Below are 14,739 nucleotides of genomic sequence, written 5' to 3' on the forward strand. Positions count from 1 at the left end.
TAAGGCGAGTACATCGTTTGGGGGGGATGGCCATGAACGGTAATTTAATAACGCTTCGGCAACCGATTAACCGCGTATAAAATCCCTTTTTCGATAGTAATGTAACCCCCCTTACGCAGGTCAGATAATATTTTCATGATGCCGCTGCGTGAGAGTTGCGTTCTTTGCTGGATATAGCGTGGAACCGTGGTGGATAACCGAAAAGCTTCTTTTTCATTCATTAGCATGCGTAGGTGATTACAAACTATCTCATAGGTATCGTTGCCCGAAAGCAATTTATCGCGAATGCTCAGAGTTTGGATAATATAAGCTTGTATATAGACCAGGCTCTGCCAAAGGTTTTCTCGCGCCAGGGTTTCCAGCACGTCGCTTTCCTGATACATCAGAAGTTCAACCGGTGATTCAGCCAGGAAGAAGAGCAGTTCTTTAGGGTAGAAGGTTTCTGCTATGCCGGCGAGTGAGGGCTCTCTAAAATTGGCTATTTTTAACCCATCGCTGTCACGACATGCAGACATTTCACCTGACTGGAGCAAAAACCAATGACGTATTCCGTTGTGAAACAAACGGATTTTCTTTCCAGCAGGAAACGAGCATTTCTTTCCAAATGGTGTTAAAGCGTGCTGAAGTGCCAAGATATGTTCTGTGGGTTTATCATCTTGCGTGAATAAGGCCGGGGTATTTTTTTTCAGGGGAGTTAAGGTGATTTCTGCTGCCATAATTTGATAGTCCAAAGGCGAGAGCTTATTACGGTGAACCCTGAATTCAGTTTTTCCGCATACTATATTATACCTTGCTGCGATGCAATTGAGCTGCCTTATTACTAAGGCATCGGAGAGGGGTTATTGGTAAGGTGGAGTGAATATTTATATAAATCAATCTATTGGCAAGTGTACATTTTTGGACAGATGATCGGCTATGAGGCGATTACTGTTGGGAGTAGTATGCAGGGCGTTTGATGCTCCCACAATGGATGATAATAATGAAGCCGTTTTCAGTTTCTCTGCTTTCCTTTTTTCTGAGGAAAGTATCTCATATTAATGTTTTTTTGATTTTCGCTTCTCTTGTTTACCCTTCGGTTTCATCCGCTGCAAGCTGGTCTTTAGGCGCAGCCGCTATGTTAAACGATTATGGTTATGTTGATACCGATGCCAAAACACAGGGGCTTCCTACGGTAAATTATGAGAAAGGGAATTTTTATATTCATTCGTTGGCTGCCGGTTATTATTTACTGAATACGCCAAAGGATCAGATCTCGGTTATTACTTACTATTCTCCGCTGGGTTTTGATCCGGACGACAGTCACAACAGCCAAATGAAAAGCCTGGATAAGCGTGACGGCACATTAATGGCCGGGATGGCTGTCACCCATAAAGAGAGATGGGGGGTTATTCGTGCGTCACTGGCCGGAGATACCCTCGATAACAGCAATGGAGTCGTGGGCGATGTGGCTTTCCTATACCCGATCAAGGCGGGCAAGTTGCGGATTGCGCCCGGTGTGGGTGCGGTTTACAACAACGGCAACCAAAATGATTACTACTATGGCATAAGCCAGGCCGAGGCAAAGCGCAGCAATTTCTCGGCATACTCGGCTGGAGAGAGCTGGAGCCCTTATGTAGAACTGAGCGCCAACTATCAGTTTAGTGACCATTGGTATGCCACCGCATTATTGCGCGCGGTACGGCTGAGCAGTGAAATCACCGATAGCCCAATGGTGGATAAAGACATTTCAAGCCAGGTCTTGCTGGGCGGTGGCTACAGGTTTTAATCCACGTGTTCGAGAGCATATTCTGTCCGCAGGGGAGTCGTGCCTGTCTGCCGTGGTGATTTGGCTATGTTCTTGAACCCAATGACGATCGGGAAAGACCGATAAAAGGTAACTGTCGACGGTTCGGAAAGACGAACACTAAAACCCTGCTTCGGCAGGGTTTTGTTTTTTGCGGTATAACTGGCGCCGCGTGTCAGACGAGAGCGTCCAGCGCTTTAGCGATATCCTCCGTCCACGGCAAATCAGGCACCGCGAGGTTTTCGCGCAAATGACCGATGGAGGAGGTGCCCGGTATCAACAGAATATTGGGCGAACGATGATACAGCCACGCCAGCGCGGTTTGCAGGGGCGTGGCCCCAAGACGCACGGCGATATCCGATAACGCCGAGGATTGGAGCGGCGTAAAGCCGCCGAGCGGGAAAAACGGCACATAAGCGATGCCTTCCTGGGCCAGATGGTCAATCAGCGCATCGTCGCCGCGGTTTATCAGGTTGTAGTGGTTTTGCACGCAAACAATGCTGCAAATCTTGCGTGCCTGCGCCACCTGGGTCGGTGTCACATTACTCAGGCCTATATGTTTCACCCACCCCTGGCGTTGAAGATCTGCGAGGATCGTCAGGGGTTCTTCTATCGAGCCTTCCGCCGGGCCATGGGTATCAAGCATGATCCTGAGATTGACCACGTCCAGCGTTTCAAGGCCCAGGTTGCGCAAGTTGTCATGTACTGCGCTGGTCAGTTCTGCGGCGGAAAAGGCCGGTAACCATGAGGCGTCCGCACCCCGGCGCGCGCCGATTTTGGTGACAAGGGTCAGATCGTCCGGATAGGGCGCCAGCGCTTCACGAATCAATTGGTTAGTGATATGCGGGCCGTAAAAGTCGCTGGTGTCGATATGGTTAACCCCCAGCGCAACCGCTTCTCGCAGTACTGCCAGGGCGGCATCAGGATCCTTCGGTGGCCCGAACACGCCGGGGCCGGCCAACTGCATGGCGCCGTAGCCGAGCCGCTTGACGTTTCGATCGCCAAGGGGAAATGTGTGCTGCTTGTCGTTAATGGACATAACCTGTCTCCTGTTGGGATAGTCTGCGGGGCTGCCGCATTTATTTATAATAGGCGCAGCTCACCCCCGTGATAAGTAGTGGGGCAGGGGACGGGGTGTACGGGGAGACGAACAATGAAAACCGATTTAGAAGACCTGCATGCTTTTCTCGCCGTCGCGCGCTCAGGGGGATTTCGTGAAGGTGCGCGAACGTTGGGCCGGAGCGCGTCCGGAGTCAGCGACGCCATCCGGCGCCTGGAAAAGCAGCTTGGCGTGCGGCTGTTTAACCGTACGACGCGCAGCGTAACGCCAACCGCCGCCGGTTACGGCTTGCTGGAAAGGCTGGGGCCAGCGCTGGCCGAGGTGCAGGGCGCGCTCGATGTGGTGAATGGCTTTCGCGATAAACCCGCCGGAACGCTTAAGCTGAATGTCCCGGTCAGTGCGGCACGTCTGGTGTTGCCTGCGTTGATTCCCGCCTTTCTCGCCGCTTATCCGGATATCAAGGTTGAAGTGCAGACGGAAGAAAGCTTTGTCGATGTGCTGGCTGCCGGCTGCGATGCCGGTATCCGCTATGAAGAGCGGCTGGAAAAAGACATGATTGCCGTGCCTATTGGCCCCCGGGTACAGCGCTTTGCCGCAGGCGCATCTGCGGATTACCTTGATCGGCGTGGGCGGCCTGCACATCCGCATGATCTGTTTACGCACGCTTGTATCAAGGGTCGTTTCCCCAGCGGCAAAAGTTACCCCTGGGAGTTTGCAAAGGACGGGGAGAATGTCTCACTTCACCCTGAGGGGCCGCTGACGGTGCAGGCCGGTGGCGCCACGGACTTGGCCATCGCGGCGGCGGTGGCCGGCGTGGGGATTGTCTATCTGTTTGAGGATTGGTTGAAACCTTACCTGACCAAAGGGAGCCTGGAGCCGGTGCTCGAACCTTGGTGGCCGCAGTTTTCCGGCCCGTTTCTCTATTATTCCGACCGGCGGTTTATTCCCGCGCCGTTGTGCGCTTTTATTGATTTTATTAAGCAGCGGGCGGGTTGAGAGGGGGAAGCTTTGCCAGTATCACCAGGAATCTATTTGGGCTGGGAGAGTCTGAATGACTTTATTAGGTTGTTGTAATCATTTATTAAAATTGATTTCAGCCTATATCTGGACGTATGCCAATGCAGGAAAGTGGCACTGATTAGACGATGATTCTAGAATCCGGCGCAGTAGTTAACGTTTTTTCCCATGCTTCTCTGATGTACTGAACATTAGGTTTGAAGCGTGACATGTGGCGGATACCTACCACAGGCACATCGAATTGTTTAAACCTTGCCGTAAAGCAGAAGGTAGAGTAATAGCGGTTTCGGCTTATGTATTCAGGTTCATCGCCATTGCCAAATGTCTTTAATAGCAAGCGAGCTGCTGAGTGAGAGTTCATCCCGTTACTGTAAGCAATAATTAGCTCAGGTTTGCATAGGGGGACGGTAACTTCTTCAAAGAAACCCATCGATTTTTCAATCAGTTGATCCAAGCTGCCAATCGCGCTCTCTTGAGCATCTTTTTTGAGTGACAGCGCATCTTTAGAGCACATGAGCAATGCATTGGTGTACAGAGTATCTCGCCAGCTAAAACCGAGTTGTTCAGGGATATTTTGCAAGCGGGTTGCCAGATGTTTGATACCCCATTTGCCTTCGGTGCCTGCTTGCACGTTAGAAAAGCTTGGCGCGTTAAAATCCCCGATAATTGACTCAGCATTTGTAAGATGTTGATCAACAGAAGAGCCGTTAAACCCAACCATAATAAGGCGTTTTCTTTCCGGTGGTGCGGCTAGTAATTCGAAGGAACAGTCATAAGGGCGACCGGGTAGCTTGCTCAAGCTATACCGATCTAATCCTGCCAAAAGCATTTTTTTGGTCGTTTCCATCAGCCGATTATCCCTTAAATGAGTCTGTTTTCAGATCTGCCCCAAGCTAGATCGAATTCAGCTTCTTGCTCAGAAAAAAGCTTTATAGAAAAACTTTTCGCTCACTGTGAACAGTCAGCCCTTCTTCAACAAAACATCCATCAGCGAGGTAAATACAGCGCTTGTGGAAAAAGCATGTTCTGTTTTGCGCTCCTCACCTTTGATGTCTTTAAATCTGATAACGGCGGCCTCTGGGGATAGGGCTTCCAGTTCTTCAAACTGCTTTGCGTACCCTTTGTCCAAAAAATGTTTCTGCCTGGCCTCGAAATCAGGTGATGAGGTATTGAGAGCAAAAATTTGATCCCCTCTCACGAAAAAGCTGTAAACCACCATGGCATTGTCCTTACTTCGGTGTGCTTCTATGACGACACGCTGCGGGCATCTCTGATGCTTATAAATCAGCGCGTCACTGTAATCAATAAACTAGCGGGCAACCTTACACCTGGCAAGGGTAATATGGGATTATTGCGTGAGACGGCTAAGGATATAACGGCAGTTATTTCTATTTTATTTTAAAACAGATGATTAAACGTGGTTGTGAGGCGATGCGGAGTTAAGCATAGGGGCATGGGTGACCGAACGACATTTATGGCATATGCCTAAAATCAGCAAATCTCGCCCTGGCCGTTGCACGGCCGCATCTCGAGAGCGCGCCATTCCTTGACCAGCAGCCGGCGACTCCGAAGGTAGCGTTCGGCAAGAACTTCCGCGCTCGTGATATCGTCCATGCCGATCACCCGGAACTGTTCATCCAGCTCGCACCAGGCTGCGATAAACCGCTTGGCTTCGATAAAGCCCAGCATGATCGGCCATATTACCTGCTCATCTTCCGGTGCGTGTTCGAGAGACAGCTTGATGCGCAGCTTACGCTGCTCGCGCAGCGCTCGGCGGATTTCGCTCAGATCGAGATGGGTTGAGCCTTTCAGCGAATGGCTTACATAGATAGTGTCATCGTCGAAGACTGATCGCATGTCGGGCGGAAGCACTGCGTTGATTTTGGCCAGCGCGTTTGTCACCGCAAGGGCTAACCTGGCGTCGGTCTGACGACTGACCCACTTGGCGCCGGTCACGAGCGCCAGGATCTCTTCTTCGGTAAAAGACATTGGGGGCAGGAGAGATCCTGGCCGCAGGATGTAGCCGACGCCTGCCTCTCCGTCGATGTCGGCTCCCATGCCTTGCAGGGTGGCAACGTCGCGGCGGATGGTTCGCAGGGACACGCCCAACTCACGCGCCAGTGCTTGGCCCGATACCGTTCTTCGGTGTCGGCGGAGCACTTGCATCAGGTCGAACAATCGATGACTTCTGGCCATGCTTACTCCATCGCTACAATGCCTTTACCGGCGAGCTTGCGGCCCTTTTCAAGCTCGGTGATCAGTTTAATCGCCCCCTCCAGAGCAACGGTTTCGCCAATCGCTATTTGGAACTTGCCCTCTTTAGCGGCACTGGCAAGCTTTTCCAGGATGTCGGCTCGCGGCGAACCAATGACAGGCTTCAGCCGTCGATCGAAGACGGCCCGAATGAACTTGCCCAGGCCGGGGTTGAGATCAAGAAACATGCCCCCGGGGCGTAGCATAGCCACGCCGGCGGATAGGGTCATTGTCGCAGCCGTGTCGTATACCACATCGAAGCGTGTGGTTATTGACGACAAATCCGTTGCGCGATAGTCGTAGACAGTCTGTACGCCAAGAGATTTAGCGCGCTCCATGTCTCGGGAGCTGCAACTTCCGGAAACGATCGCACCGAAAAGCCGTGCGATCTGCACGGATGCTTCACCCACCGCTCCGGCACAGCCATTAATGAAGACGTGCTGACCCGCTTGCAGCTTGGCCTTGTCGATCAGTCCGTTCCATGCGGTCACGCCCGGCGTACCCAGACAGGCAGCATCCTCGAAGGAGATACTCTCGGGCTTCCTGGTCAGGAAGTTTTCTTTCGTGATCACTGACTGGCCAAGCGCACCGCTTTCCTTGAAGCGAGCGAGGCCGAAGACGGCGTCGCCGACCCTAAAGCGCGAGACACCTGGGCCAATGGAGGTGACGATACCGGAAAAATCCATTCCCATTGCGCGGGGAAAGTTTCTGCCGGTGACGATCTTCATCAGTCCGCTGCGCAGCTTCCAGTCGATGGGGTTGATTGCCGCGAACCTGACTCGCACGGCCACTTCATCGTTACCGGGGGCGGGTAATTCAAACTCATCGACCCGCATCAACTCCGGGCCACCATAACTGTCGTACTGAATACGTTTCATCTGTTTCACCAAGGTTTGAGCGGTTCTGGTCGAGGTAGGGTGCAAATCCTTCTAAAAGACAGGAGGAGATGAGTGCGATTTGGATGCCTCTTCTGCTTGCGAAGACATCCTATAACGCCGTGATGACAGTTTCTGGCACCATTCATCGGGCTCTTTTTGCACTGCTAATCCAGGGCGCTCTATCCTTATCGGGTGCGTAGCACTTCACCGACCACGGGGGCTGCCGAAAAGGCATTTGGCCAGCCGGCATAGAAAGCGCAATGGGTGACGATTTCACCCGCTTCCTCGGCGGTCAATCCATTATCCATGGCCCGGTTAAGGTGGTAACCGATTTGCGCGCTCTGCCCCGATGCTATCAGCGCGCTTACCGTCACCAGACTCCTGTCCCGGGGCTTAAGCGCCGGTCTCTGCCAAAGATCGAGAAAGAGAGGGGAGGTGGTGAATTTGGCCAGCCCGGGAGAAATTGGCGCGACATTTTTTTCCACCGTTTCTGAACGCTGCCGTTCAGCCTCCTGATTAAGCGGCAGAAGTGCAGGAGAGGCTTCGGCTAGCTGTTCTGCCACGACGCCATATTCCTGAAAAACACCTTTAGTTGCCGCGATAGCCGACATCGCGCTTGGCCACCCGGAATAGAACGCAAGGTGCGTGATAATCTCCGATACTTCAGCCGGCGTGACGCCATTGTCGAGAGCAACCCCGACATAATGCTTTAGCTCGGTGGGCTGGTTCCTGGCGATCAGAATGGCCAGAGTAACGATGCTACGGTCACGTTGCGAAAGCTCGCCACGTTTCCAGAGATCGTCCGTAATGGCTTCGCTACCGAAGCGGGCCAGTGCCGGCGAAACGGATTGGATATCGGCAACTGAAAGGCCCGATGGATTAATTTTTAACATGGCTTCACCTCTTTCATTGCAAAACTTCATTGAACATTCAATCGACTGACGCTCAGGTGCTAATCATCAAACTGCATGGCGCCTTTATTTCTGAGAAACACGGGCACGACAGGGATTGATTCCTTCGCGGTTGTCATTTCTGAGGTTTGCTCTATATATCCCCGGAAGTGCGGCGTCTGCCGGTGCCGTTGATAATCAGCTTCGCTGGCGTAAATTTCATAGAAGTACCAGCGATTTTCATTTTTCGCATCGGTTGCGGCATACATAGCCAGCACGCCCTCTTCAAGCTTCAGGGAGTCAGACATTTCCGCGATGACGATATTTTTGAAGGCCTGTTGGTGCTCGGGTTTTACATCGACAATAACCAGGTTATTTATCGTTCTCTCGTTTTGTACTATTCGTTTGTCGCCAAGAAATTGCGGTGTGACATCTATTTTGCTTTTTTTATCTGTGATTTCAGGAGCACGCTTAATAAATGACTGGTACTGCTCTGAATCTAAGTGTTTTTTATAGGCCTCCTTTCCGGCGTAGATTTCAATCATGTACGCCTGATTGAGATCATCCTTGCGTTTGAGCGAGTACATTGCCAGGGTGCCACTTTCAGACTCAACGGAAGAGGAAATGGTACTTCTGGCGACTTCATCATACTGCCGGTTTTTTCCCGCTTTGATGCCCAGCTCGAAAATATTCATAACGACTTTATCCAGAGGGGATGAACCGGTCGCAAATGCGGGGCTAGCAACCAGCAGGCACAGCGTCATGGTGATGATATTTTTCACGGGATGCCTTTATTTTATACGGCCAGTTTCAATTCTGGGGATAAGGATCTCAACAACGCGATCAGTCGTGAGGCATGCTCTTTGGCCATGATTTTCTGTTGCGCTATTTTATTTTCATCCCTGTCGGCATAACTGATACCACAGGTATACACCGGCATTTGCAAATCCAGATTGCAAAGTCTGGCGGTGGTTTCAAACTGGGTAAGGTAATTTTCAAGGCTATGGCCAAAAAATCCTTCCGATGAATAGAGTGCTTGCGGTGCGCCAGTGGTAAACGAAAGAATAAGTTTTTTACCGCCCAGTTTTGCGGTTGAACCATGCGCGAACCCGTGGACAAAAACCTCATCCAGCCATAATTTCATTACGCCCGGAAGTGAATACCAGGAGAATGGAAATTGCCAGACGATCACATCTGCCTTCAGCAGGCTTTCCTGCTCGGCTTTTACATTGATTTTGTTGTCCGGATAGAGCCAGTCCAGGCGGCGAATTTCAACTTCTGGCAATGCCAAGGTTATTTCATCCAGAATAGTCGCGTTACCCATTGACTCGTTAAGATTCGGATGTCCGGAAATAATCAGGATATTTTTCATTTTCAATAGATTAGAAGTTAATTGTTTACCAGGTCACCAGTATAGATTGACCGTATTTTGTTTTTTAGGGGATTAATAGTTCAATCACTTTTAGTCAAAAACTAATAATCACCCTGATTGACTCAAGGCTTCCGCAAAGCCTTTTTCATCAAGACGTTAATCCGAATAACCGCTCCGCATTGCGGAAGGCTATCGCTTCTTTCGCCTCTTCAGGAACAGGTAAACTCTGGATAAATGCCTTCACGCCATCCAGCGTCTGGTAGGGATAATCAACAGAAAAAAGGATCCGCTCGGCTCCCAACAGCGCATAGATAAACTGAAAATGCGGCAGCGTCAGCATTCCTGATGGCGTCACATACACCTGCTCGCGAAAGGTCTGCGTAATGGTGCGTCGTAATCCCGTAGCGGCCTGAGGGAGGCTATCGTCCAGACGCTGCAACCAGAATGGCAGCATCTCTCCCCAGTGGCCGCTGATGACCTGCAGGTTCGGATATTTATCAAAGGCTCCGGACAGGATTAACCGCAGCAGATGGATGCCCGCTTCGTGATGCCAACCCCAACCAAACATCGATAGCCTGGCGGTAACTTCATCACTGAAGCCGCTGTAATAAGCTTGTTGTACGCTGCGAACGGGAAGCCCCGGATGGAGATAGAGCGGGACGCCAAGAGCGTTAAAGCGGGCCAGCAGTCCGTCGTAATCCGGATGGTCGAGAAAGTGGATCGATGGCCTGCCGTTGAGCAGAGCGCCTTTAAAACCCAACTCTTTAACCGCTCGCTCAAGTTCTTTTTCTGCCGCATCGGGCTGGGTCCATGGAAGCGTGGCTAATGCGGCAAAGCGGTCTGGATGAGCGTTAACCGCGTCAGCGAGGCGGTCGTTAGCCGCGCGGTTCAAATCCACCCCCTCAGCAGCCGGTGTCAGGTGCGGAAATCCGCCAACCGAAAGCACCTGCATGGTGATACCGGCCTCGTCCATATCGTCCAGACGCCCACGACCTATGTCTGCGCCCTTAACGTTGATCAGGTCGTTTTTTTCAATTTGGGGGCGGCTTCGGTCGGGAAGATTGCCGTCGGTAATCGTTTTGCCCCAGTCGCTCAGAAACGGGGCCTGCGCAAGTGCAGCCGGCATGGATGCCATAACCAGCGCTTTATCCAGAGTATGTTCTTCAAGGCAAATGATTTTCATCGCTTTTGATTTCCGCTCAGTGTGTTGACATAGGGGAACAGCCGCAGAACAAGGGAGAATGCTTGAAATGGCGATGCCTGCCAGAACGCGGAGTCCCGTTGTGAGGACATTGCGACGCCCAGCCGAACACACTGATTCCAACACTGCACTCTCTAGATTGACTGGTGCAACGCGCCCACCAATGCCACGCCAACGCCGTGCGCTGAGGCAGGGTTCTGACCGGTGATCAGGCGACCATCCGTCACCACGTTCTCAGACCAGTTGGGTGCTTCATGATGAAGTGCGCCGTGCTCCCGCAGGGCGGTTTCCAACAAATAGGGGACCACCGCCGTTCCCTGAACTTCGTCTTCTTCTTTATTGGTGAAGGCCGCCAGGTTCTTCCCTTTCACCAGGTATTCACCGTTGCTGAGTTTCGCGTCAACCAGCGCGGCCGGGCCATGGCAGACTGCCGACACTATCCCGCCGTTTTCGTATACCTCTCTGATAATGCGCTGCGCGTCCGGGTTATCGCGGTAGTCCCACATTGTGCCGTGCCCGCCGGCAAAAAAGACCGCGGAATAATCGGCCCCGTTCAGCTCAGATAAAGGCGGTGTGGTGGCGAGGCGATGCTGGAAATCGGTCTCGTTCCAGAACCAGGCGTTAATGGGATCGCTGAGATCGAAACCGTCAATCGGCGGTTGGCCCCCACGAATGCTGGCGATCACCGTTGGGATCCCCGCATCTTCCAGCACTTTCAGGGGATGAGTGAGCTCAGCCATGAAAAAACCGGTAGGCACACCGGAAACGCCTTTTATCGGATGGCTGGTGACGACGCACAGCACGGGTTTGCGATCTGATTTCATTTCATCGCTTCCTCTGACTGATTTTTGAACTCTTCGGCAAACAGGTGTTCCCAATTGGCAAATGATCCCAAGGGGATGCATTCGAAGGTAAGCAGACCGGCTTTTGCCAGCGGAAAATCGGCCATCACCATCCGGGCTTTTTCCACCGAATCACATTCAAGAAAAATCGCTACGCCGGGCCGATCCTGTCGAAAATAAATATCCCGGATGCTGCCGGATTTATATAAACCCCAGGTATGCAACACTTCTGAAGTCAGATGCGGAGCGTATTTTTCCAGCGAGGCGCCGGAAGCGGGAATATCCAAACACAAAATGCGCATTTCAGTCTCCTGAACTTAACGACGAAGGGGGAACTGAAAAAAGTATAAGCTCGCGATTTTGATAAGATTAGGCCCTTATTGACTTAAGGATATTTAGCCTGTAGTTAATAATCGGTGGGCCATTTGCTTCAGGATGACGTGATGAATAACGTGATTTACAACCAGATACGCATCTTTCAGAGCATTGCCCGGGAAGGCAATATTTCGGCTGCGGCCAGGAAGCTCGAGATTACGCCTCCCTCCGTCAGTAAGGCGCTTAAGCTGCTTGAGCAACACATAGGTCACCCTCTTTTTGTCCGTACGACAAGGCGCATTGAACTGACGGAAGCTGGGCAACAGCTGTTGGAGCAAACCGTAGCGGCAGTGGACTCGCTTGAAAAGTCGCTGGAAAACATCCGCGACCAGAACCAGGAACCCTCCGGCCTGGTCAGGATTACGCTCTCCCGCTTTGCTTATCTGCTCATACTCAAACCGGCTATGGCGGCCTTTTGCCGGCAATATCCTGGCATTAAACTTGAAGTTTCGGTTTACGACGGCACCGTCAATATTATTGATGAGCGCTTTGATCTGGGGATACGCTTTGGCGATATTCTTGAAGGCGGAGTGGTGGCTCGCCAGTTGATGAAGCCGTTTAGGGAAGGGCTGTATGCGTCATCGGCCTATCTGGAGGCGTTCGGTACGCCCACTACGCCGGCAGAGCTCCATCAGCACAACCTTATCGGCTATCGATTCATCACCAATAACCGTATCCTTCCGCTGATTCTGGATCACAAAGGCGAGCAGCTAACCGTTGAGATGCCGGGCCAGTTAATCAGCAACGATATTGAGGTTATGGCCGATGGAATACGAAACGGACTGGGTATCGGAAGGTTGTTCGAGCCCATTCACAGCTTGCAGCCCGATAAAGAGAAATTTATTCCCGTGATGGAGAATTACTGGAAAACCTACCCAGCCGTTTATCTCTATTACCCGAAAAATGCGGGCAAGACCAAAAGAGTGAAGACATTGATTGATTTTTTAATTGAAAGAAAAGCCGTTTAAAATGAATATCGCTCCTGTAAACCTCATACATGAGCGCCTGGATTTTTATCAAACGGACTGTTTGCATAGGGATTAGGCCTCTCGCGAAGAAAGACACTGGAGTGGGAAGCTACGAGGTGGAAGGCCTATGGCGCACAAGGTTCCGCAACGTAGATCCATAAATCCCAGGTTGAACGGGATACGACAGACACAAAAAAGCCCGCAACGGAGTTGCGGGCTTTTTCGCTATTATCGCCGGATCTATCTGGTATCACCGGTGACCTATTTGGTGGAGCTGGGGGGATTTGAACCCCCGTCCGGAATTACTACACCGTCGGCACTACATGCTTAGTCCAATCATTACATTCGCCGGTCAGCTGCGGATGGACACGCCACTAACAAACTAGCCTGATTGGGTTTAACGCTTCAGCCCCAGGCAGGACATCCACGCGATCTCTTTTGGGTTTGACCTCTCTTGATCCCCGTCCTAAGAGCGGAGGCTAGGGAGAGAGGGAATCTTCAGTTTCTTAGGCTGATTAAGCTGCTAAAGCAGCAGATTCGAATTGCGAGTCGTTTGCAATTATTTTTTTTGCGGCTTTTTACGAGGCCAACCGCCCCTCGGCATGCTCCTAAGGCCTCACAATCCCGTCGAATCCAGAATCAGCCCCAAGTAACTTTGTTCAGTATACCAGAAGTTTAACCCGTTAAGCCAGAGGCTTATCGGTTGGCATGCTTCATGATACGGGATTTCGCCGTCTGCCATTCACGATCTTTGATGTCATCGCGTTTATCGTGTTCTTTCTTGCCTTTGGCTACGCCGATTTTGATCTTGGCCCAGGCATTTTTCCAATACATGGACAAGGCAACCACGGTGTAGCCGTCGCGGTTTACGCGGCCGAGCAGTGAGTCCAGCTCACGTTTTTTCAGCAGCAATTTACGGGTACGTGTCGGATCGCATACTACATGCGACGAGGCTACGTTGAGCGGTGAGACGGTGGCCCCAAACAGATAGGCTTCACCATCGCGGAAGGTCACGTAGCTGTCGCTAATGTTGGCTTTGCCGGCACGCAGCGATTTTACTTCCCACCCTTGCAGCGACAGGCCCGCCTCGAACTCTTCTTCAATGAAGTATTCGAAACGCGCTCGCTTGTTCTGCGCAATGGTGGCTGAACCGGGTTTGTGTGCTTTTTTCTTTGTCATAGTTTGTTCATTATACTGGATGATTCGACGAAAGAAATCCTTTACCGCTCAGCACCTGCGCAATTTTTCGCATTTTTGGCCCTCGCGTTGCATAGCAGATTTTTTGTTTGGCGATAGATAAATGGTATTATCTGTATGTTTTGTGTCTCACAGGAAATGATATGCCCCAGATCAGTCGGTCTGCGTTAGTGCCATTCAGCGCCGAGCAGATGTATCAGTTGGTTAACGATGTTCACTCTTACCCCGATTTTCTGCCAGGTTGCACCGGCAGCCGGGTGATTGACGCGTCCAACAATCAAATGACCGCCGCGGTTGACGTTGCCAAAGCCGGTATCAGCAAAACCTTCACTACGCGCAATACGCTGCAGGATAACCAGAGCATCAATATGCAACTGGTTGATGGCCCGTTCCGCAAGCTGATGGGGGGCTGGCAGTTTACGCCGCTGAGCCCGGAAGCCTGTAAGGTTGAGCTGCACCTGGATTTTGAATTTACCAACAAACTGATTGAGCTGGCGTTCGGCAAGGTGTTCAAAGAGCTGGCCGGTAACATGGTGCAGGCCTTCACCCAGCGGGCGAAAGAGGTTTACAGTGTCTGATATTCGGGTGGAGGTGGTTTACGCCTTGCCGGAGCGTCAGTATCTGCGCAAGGTTACGCTGGCGGAAGGCAGCAGCGTTGAGCAGGCCATTACGGCCTCCGGCTTGCTGGAACTGCGTGGTGACATTGACTTGCAAAGCAATAAGGTGGGTATCTACAGCCGCCCGGCCAAGCTGGGTGATGTGCTAAACGATGGCGACCGGGTAGAAATTTATCGCCCCCTGATTGCAGACCCTAAAGAACTGCGTCGGCAACGGGCAGAGAAAGTGACTAGTCCTGATATAGGTTGACACTTTTCAGCCTTATAACGCCCGATGAACTTCATC

At 51.6% G+C, this 14,739-nt stretch carries 18 protein-coding genes and 1 other RNA gene; 5 read left to right on the top strand and 14 right to left on the bottom strand.

The window, feature by feature from the left end:
• Positions 1-44: 44 nt before the first annotated feature.
• Positions 45-716 (bottom strand): winged helix-turn-helix transcriptional regulator, encoded by a 672-nt coding sequence (locus ACUTQW_RS24450; RefSeq protein WP_145917164.1) that lies wholly within the window; start codon positions 714-716, stop codon positions 45-47.
• A gap of 263 nt (positions 717-979) precedes the next feature.
• On the opposite strand from ACUTQW_RS24450, the gene ACUTQW_RS24455 reads away from it, so the two are divergent.
• Positions 980-1,765: a MipA/OmpV family protein gene (locus tag ACUTQW_RS24455; RefSeq protein ID WP_064799115.1), complete on the top strand. Its 786-nt coding sequence runs from the start codon at positions 980-982 to the stop codon at positions 1,763-1,765.
• Between the two features lie 193 nt (positions 1,766-1,958).
• Here the strand turns inward: ACUTQW_RS24455 and ACUTQW_RS24460 are convergent, their stop codons facing one another.
• Positions 1,959-2,822, bottom strand: a complete 864-nt coding sequence (locus ACUTQW_RS24460) for an aldo/keto reductase family oxidoreductase (protein WP_037433543.1) — start codon at positions 2,820-2,822, stop codon at positions 1,959-1,961.
• A gap of 114 nt (positions 2,823-2,936) precedes the next feature.
• On the opposite strand from ACUTQW_RS24460, the gene ACUTQW_RS24465 reads away from it, so the two are divergent.
• Positions 2,937-3,839, top strand: a complete 903-nt coding sequence (locus ACUTQW_RS24465) for a LysR family transcriptional regulator (protein WP_006327402.1) — start codon at positions 2,937-2,939, stop codon at positions 3,837-3,839.
• A gap of 142 nt (positions 3,840-3,981) precedes the next feature.
• Here ACUTQW_RS24465 and ACUTQW_RS24470 read toward each other — a convergent pair whose 3' ends face one another.
• The 10 genes from ACUTQW_RS24470 to ACUTQW_RS24515 form a co-directional block, all read right to left on the bottom strand.
• Positions 3,982-4,707: a hypothetical protein gene (locus ACUTQW_RS24470; RefSeq protein WP_037431584.1), complete on the bottom strand. Its 726-nt coding sequence runs from the start codon at positions 4,705-4,707 to the stop codon at positions 3,982-3,984.
• Positions 4,708-4,821: 114 nt separating this feature from the next.
• Positions 4,822-5,079: a hypothetical protein gene (locus ACUTQW_RS24475; RefSeq protein ID WP_006327400.1), complete on the bottom strand. Its 258-nt coding sequence runs from the start codon at positions 5,077-5,079 to the stop codon at positions 4,822-4,824.
• 272 nt (positions 5,080-5,351) lie between these two features.
• Positions 5,352-6,056 carry a helix-turn-helix transcriptional regulator gene (locus ACUTQW_RS24480; RefSeq protein WP_037433540.1) on the bottom strand — a complete coding sequence of 235 codons (705 nt, stop codon included), beginning with the start codon at positions 6,054-6,056 and terminating at the stop codon, positions 5,352-5,354.
• 2 nt (positions 6,057-6,058) lie between these two features.
• Positions 6,059-6,991 (bottom strand): NAD(P)-dependent alcohol dehydrogenase, encoded by a 933-nt coding sequence (locus ACUTQW_RS24485; RefSeq protein WP_037433997.1) that lies wholly within the window; start codon positions 6,989-6,991, stop codon positions 6,059-6,061.
• A gap of 185 nt (positions 6,992-7,176) precedes the next feature.
• A complete protein-coding gene (locus ACUTQW_RS24490) occupies positions 7,177-7,914 on the bottom strand; it encodes a carboxymuconolactone decarboxylase family protein (RefSeq protein WP_020439647.1) in 738 nt (245 codons plus the stop codon).
• A gap of 29 nt (positions 7,915-7,943) precedes the next feature.
• Complete coding sequence (locus ACUTQW_RS24495; protein ID WP_006327396.1) at positions 7,944-8,663, bottom strand: putative quinol monooxygenase; 720 nt, start codon at positions 8,661-8,663, stop codon at positions 7,944-7,946.
• Positions 8,664-8,677: 14 nt separating this feature from the next.
• Positions 8,678-9,253 carry an NAD(P)H-dependent oxidoreductase gene (locus ACUTQW_RS24500; RefSeq protein ID WP_006327395.1) on the bottom strand — a complete coding sequence of 192 codons (576 nt, stop codon included), beginning with the start codon at positions 9,251-9,253 and terminating at the stop codon, positions 8,678-8,680.
• A 148-nt stretch (positions 9,254-9,401) separates the two neighbouring features.
• Entirely contained in the window at positions 9,402-10,436 is a 1,035-nt protein-coding gene (locus ACUTQW_RS24505) for an amidohydrolase family protein (protein ID WP_020439646.1), read from the bottom strand.
• Between the two features lie 152 nt (positions 10,437-10,588).
• The gene (locus ACUTQW_RS24510; RefSeq protein ID WP_020439645.1) at positions 10,589-11,278 is read right to left on the bottom strand and encodes a type 1 glutamine amidotransferase domain-containing protein; all 690 of its coding nucleotides are present in this window, start codon (positions 11,276-11,278) and stop codon (positions 10,589-10,591) included.
• On the bottom strand, positions 11,275-11,598 hold the full coding sequence (locus ACUTQW_RS24515) for a hypothetical protein (protein WP_020439644.1): 324 nt from the start codon (positions 11,596-11,598) through the stop codon (positions 11,275-11,277). The genes ACUTQW_RS24510 and ACUTQW_RS24515 overlap by 4 nt, the downstream gene beginning before the upstream one ends.
• 141 nt (positions 11,599-11,739) lie before the next feature.
• Here ACUTQW_RS24515 and ACUTQW_RS24520 point away from each other — a divergent pair, with 141 nt between their 5' ends.
• Positions 11,740-12,639, top strand: a complete 900-nt coding sequence (locus ACUTQW_RS24520; protein ID WP_006327392.1) for a LysR family transcriptional regulator — start codon at positions 11,740-11,742, stop codon at positions 12,637-12,639.
• 266 nt (positions 12,640-12,905) lie between these two features.
• Here ACUTQW_RS24520 and ssrA read toward each other — a convergent pair.
• Positions 12,906-13,286: a transfer-messenger RNA gene (ssrA, locus tag ACUTQW_RS24525) on the bottom strand.
• A gap of 49 nt (positions 13,287-13,335) precedes the next feature.
• On the bottom strand, positions 13,336-13,818 hold the full coding sequence (gene smpB / locus ACUTQW_RS24530) for an SsrA-binding protein SmpB (protein ID WP_004953643.1): 483 nt from the start codon (positions 13,816-13,818) through the stop codon (positions 13,336-13,338).
• 161 nt (positions 13,819-13,979) lie between these two features.
• Here smpB and ACUTQW_RS24535 point away from each other — a divergent pair, with 161 nt between their 5' ends.
• Both ACUTQW_RS24535 and ACUTQW_RS24540 read left to right on the top strand, forming a co-directional pair.
• Positions 13,980-14,414: a type II toxin-antitoxin system RatA family toxin gene (locus ACUTQW_RS24535; protein ID WP_004953639.1), complete on the top strand. Its 435-nt coding sequence runs from the start codon at positions 13,980-13,982 to the stop codon at positions 14,412-14,414.
• Positions 14,407-14,703, top strand: a complete 297-nt coding sequence (locus ACUTQW_RS24540; RefSeq protein ID WP_445654997.1) for an RnfH family protein — start codon at positions 14,407-14,409, stop codon at positions 14,701-14,703. Before ACUTQW_RS24535 ends, ACUTQW_RS24540 begins: the two co-directional genes overlap by 8 nt.
• Positions 14,704-14,739 lie beyond the last annotated feature (36 nt).

This window comes from Serratia sp. TSA_7, from assembly GCF_052692135.1.

Bases quoted from the DNA above. Each gene is read 5' to 3' on its own strand.
- ACUTQW_RS24450 (WP_145917164.1), bottom strand. From the start codon at position 716: ATGGCAGCAGAAATCACCTTAACTCCCCTGAAAAAAAATACCCCGGCC.
- ACUTQW_RS24455 (WP_064799115.1), top strand. From the start codon at position 980: ATGAAGCCGTTTTCAGTTTCTCTGCTTTCCTTTTTTCTGAGGAAAGTA.
- ACUTQW_RS24460 (WP_037433543.1), bottom strand. From the start codon at position 2,822: ATGTCCATTAACGACAAGCAGCACACATTTCCCCTTGGCGATCGAAAC.
- ACUTQW_RS24465 (WP_006327402.1), top strand. From the start codon at position 2,937: ATGAAAACCGATTTAGAAGACCTGCATGCTTTTCTCGCCGTCGCGCGC.
- ACUTQW_RS24470 (WP_037431584.1), bottom strand. From the start codon at position 4,707: ATGGAAACGACCAAAAAAATGCTTTTGGCAGGATTAGATCGGTATAGC.
- ACUTQW_RS24475 (WP_006327400.1), bottom strand. From the start codon at position 5,079: ATGGTGGTTTACAGCTTTTTCGTGAGAGGGGATCAAATTTTTGCTCTC.
- ACUTQW_RS24480 (WP_037433540.1), bottom strand. From the start codon at position 6,056: ATGGCCAGAAGTCATCGATTGTTCGACCTGATGCAAGTGCTCCGCCGA.
- ACUTQW_RS24485 (WP_037433997.1), bottom strand. From the start codon at position 6,991: ATGAAACGTATTCAGTACGACAGTTATGGTGGCCCGGAGTTGATGCGG.
- ACUTQW_RS24490 (WP_020439647.1), bottom strand. From the start codon at position 7,914: ATGAAGTTTTGCAATGAAAGAGGTGAAGCCATGTTAAAAATTAATCCA.
- ACUTQW_RS24500 (WP_006327395.1), bottom strand. From the start codon at position 9,253: ATGAAAAATATCCTGATTATTTCCGGACATCCGAATCTTAACGAGTCA.
- ACUTQW_RS24505 (WP_020439646.1), bottom strand. From the start codon at position 10,436: ATGAAAATCATTTGCCTTGAAGAACATACTCTGGATAAAGCGCTGGTT.
- ACUTQW_RS24510 (WP_020439645.1), bottom strand. From the start codon at position 11,278: ATGAAATCAGATCGCAAACCCGTGCTGTGCGTCGTCACCAGCCATCCG.
- ACUTQW_RS24515 (WP_020439644.1), bottom strand. From the start codon at position 11,598: ATGCGCATTTTGTGTTTGGATATTCCCGCTTCCGGCGCCTCGCTGGAA.
- ACUTQW_RS24520 (WP_006327392.1), top strand. From the start codon at position 11,740: ATGAATAACGTGATTTACAACCAGATACGCATCTTTCAGAGCATTGCC.
- smpB (WP_004953643.1), bottom strand. From the start codon at position 13,818: ATGACAAAGAAAAAAGCACACAAACCCGGTTCAGCCACCATTGCGCAG.
- ACUTQW_RS24535 (WP_004953639.1), top strand. From the start codon at position 13,980: ATGCCCCAGATCAGTCGGTCTGCGTTAGTGCCATTCAGCGCCGAGCAG.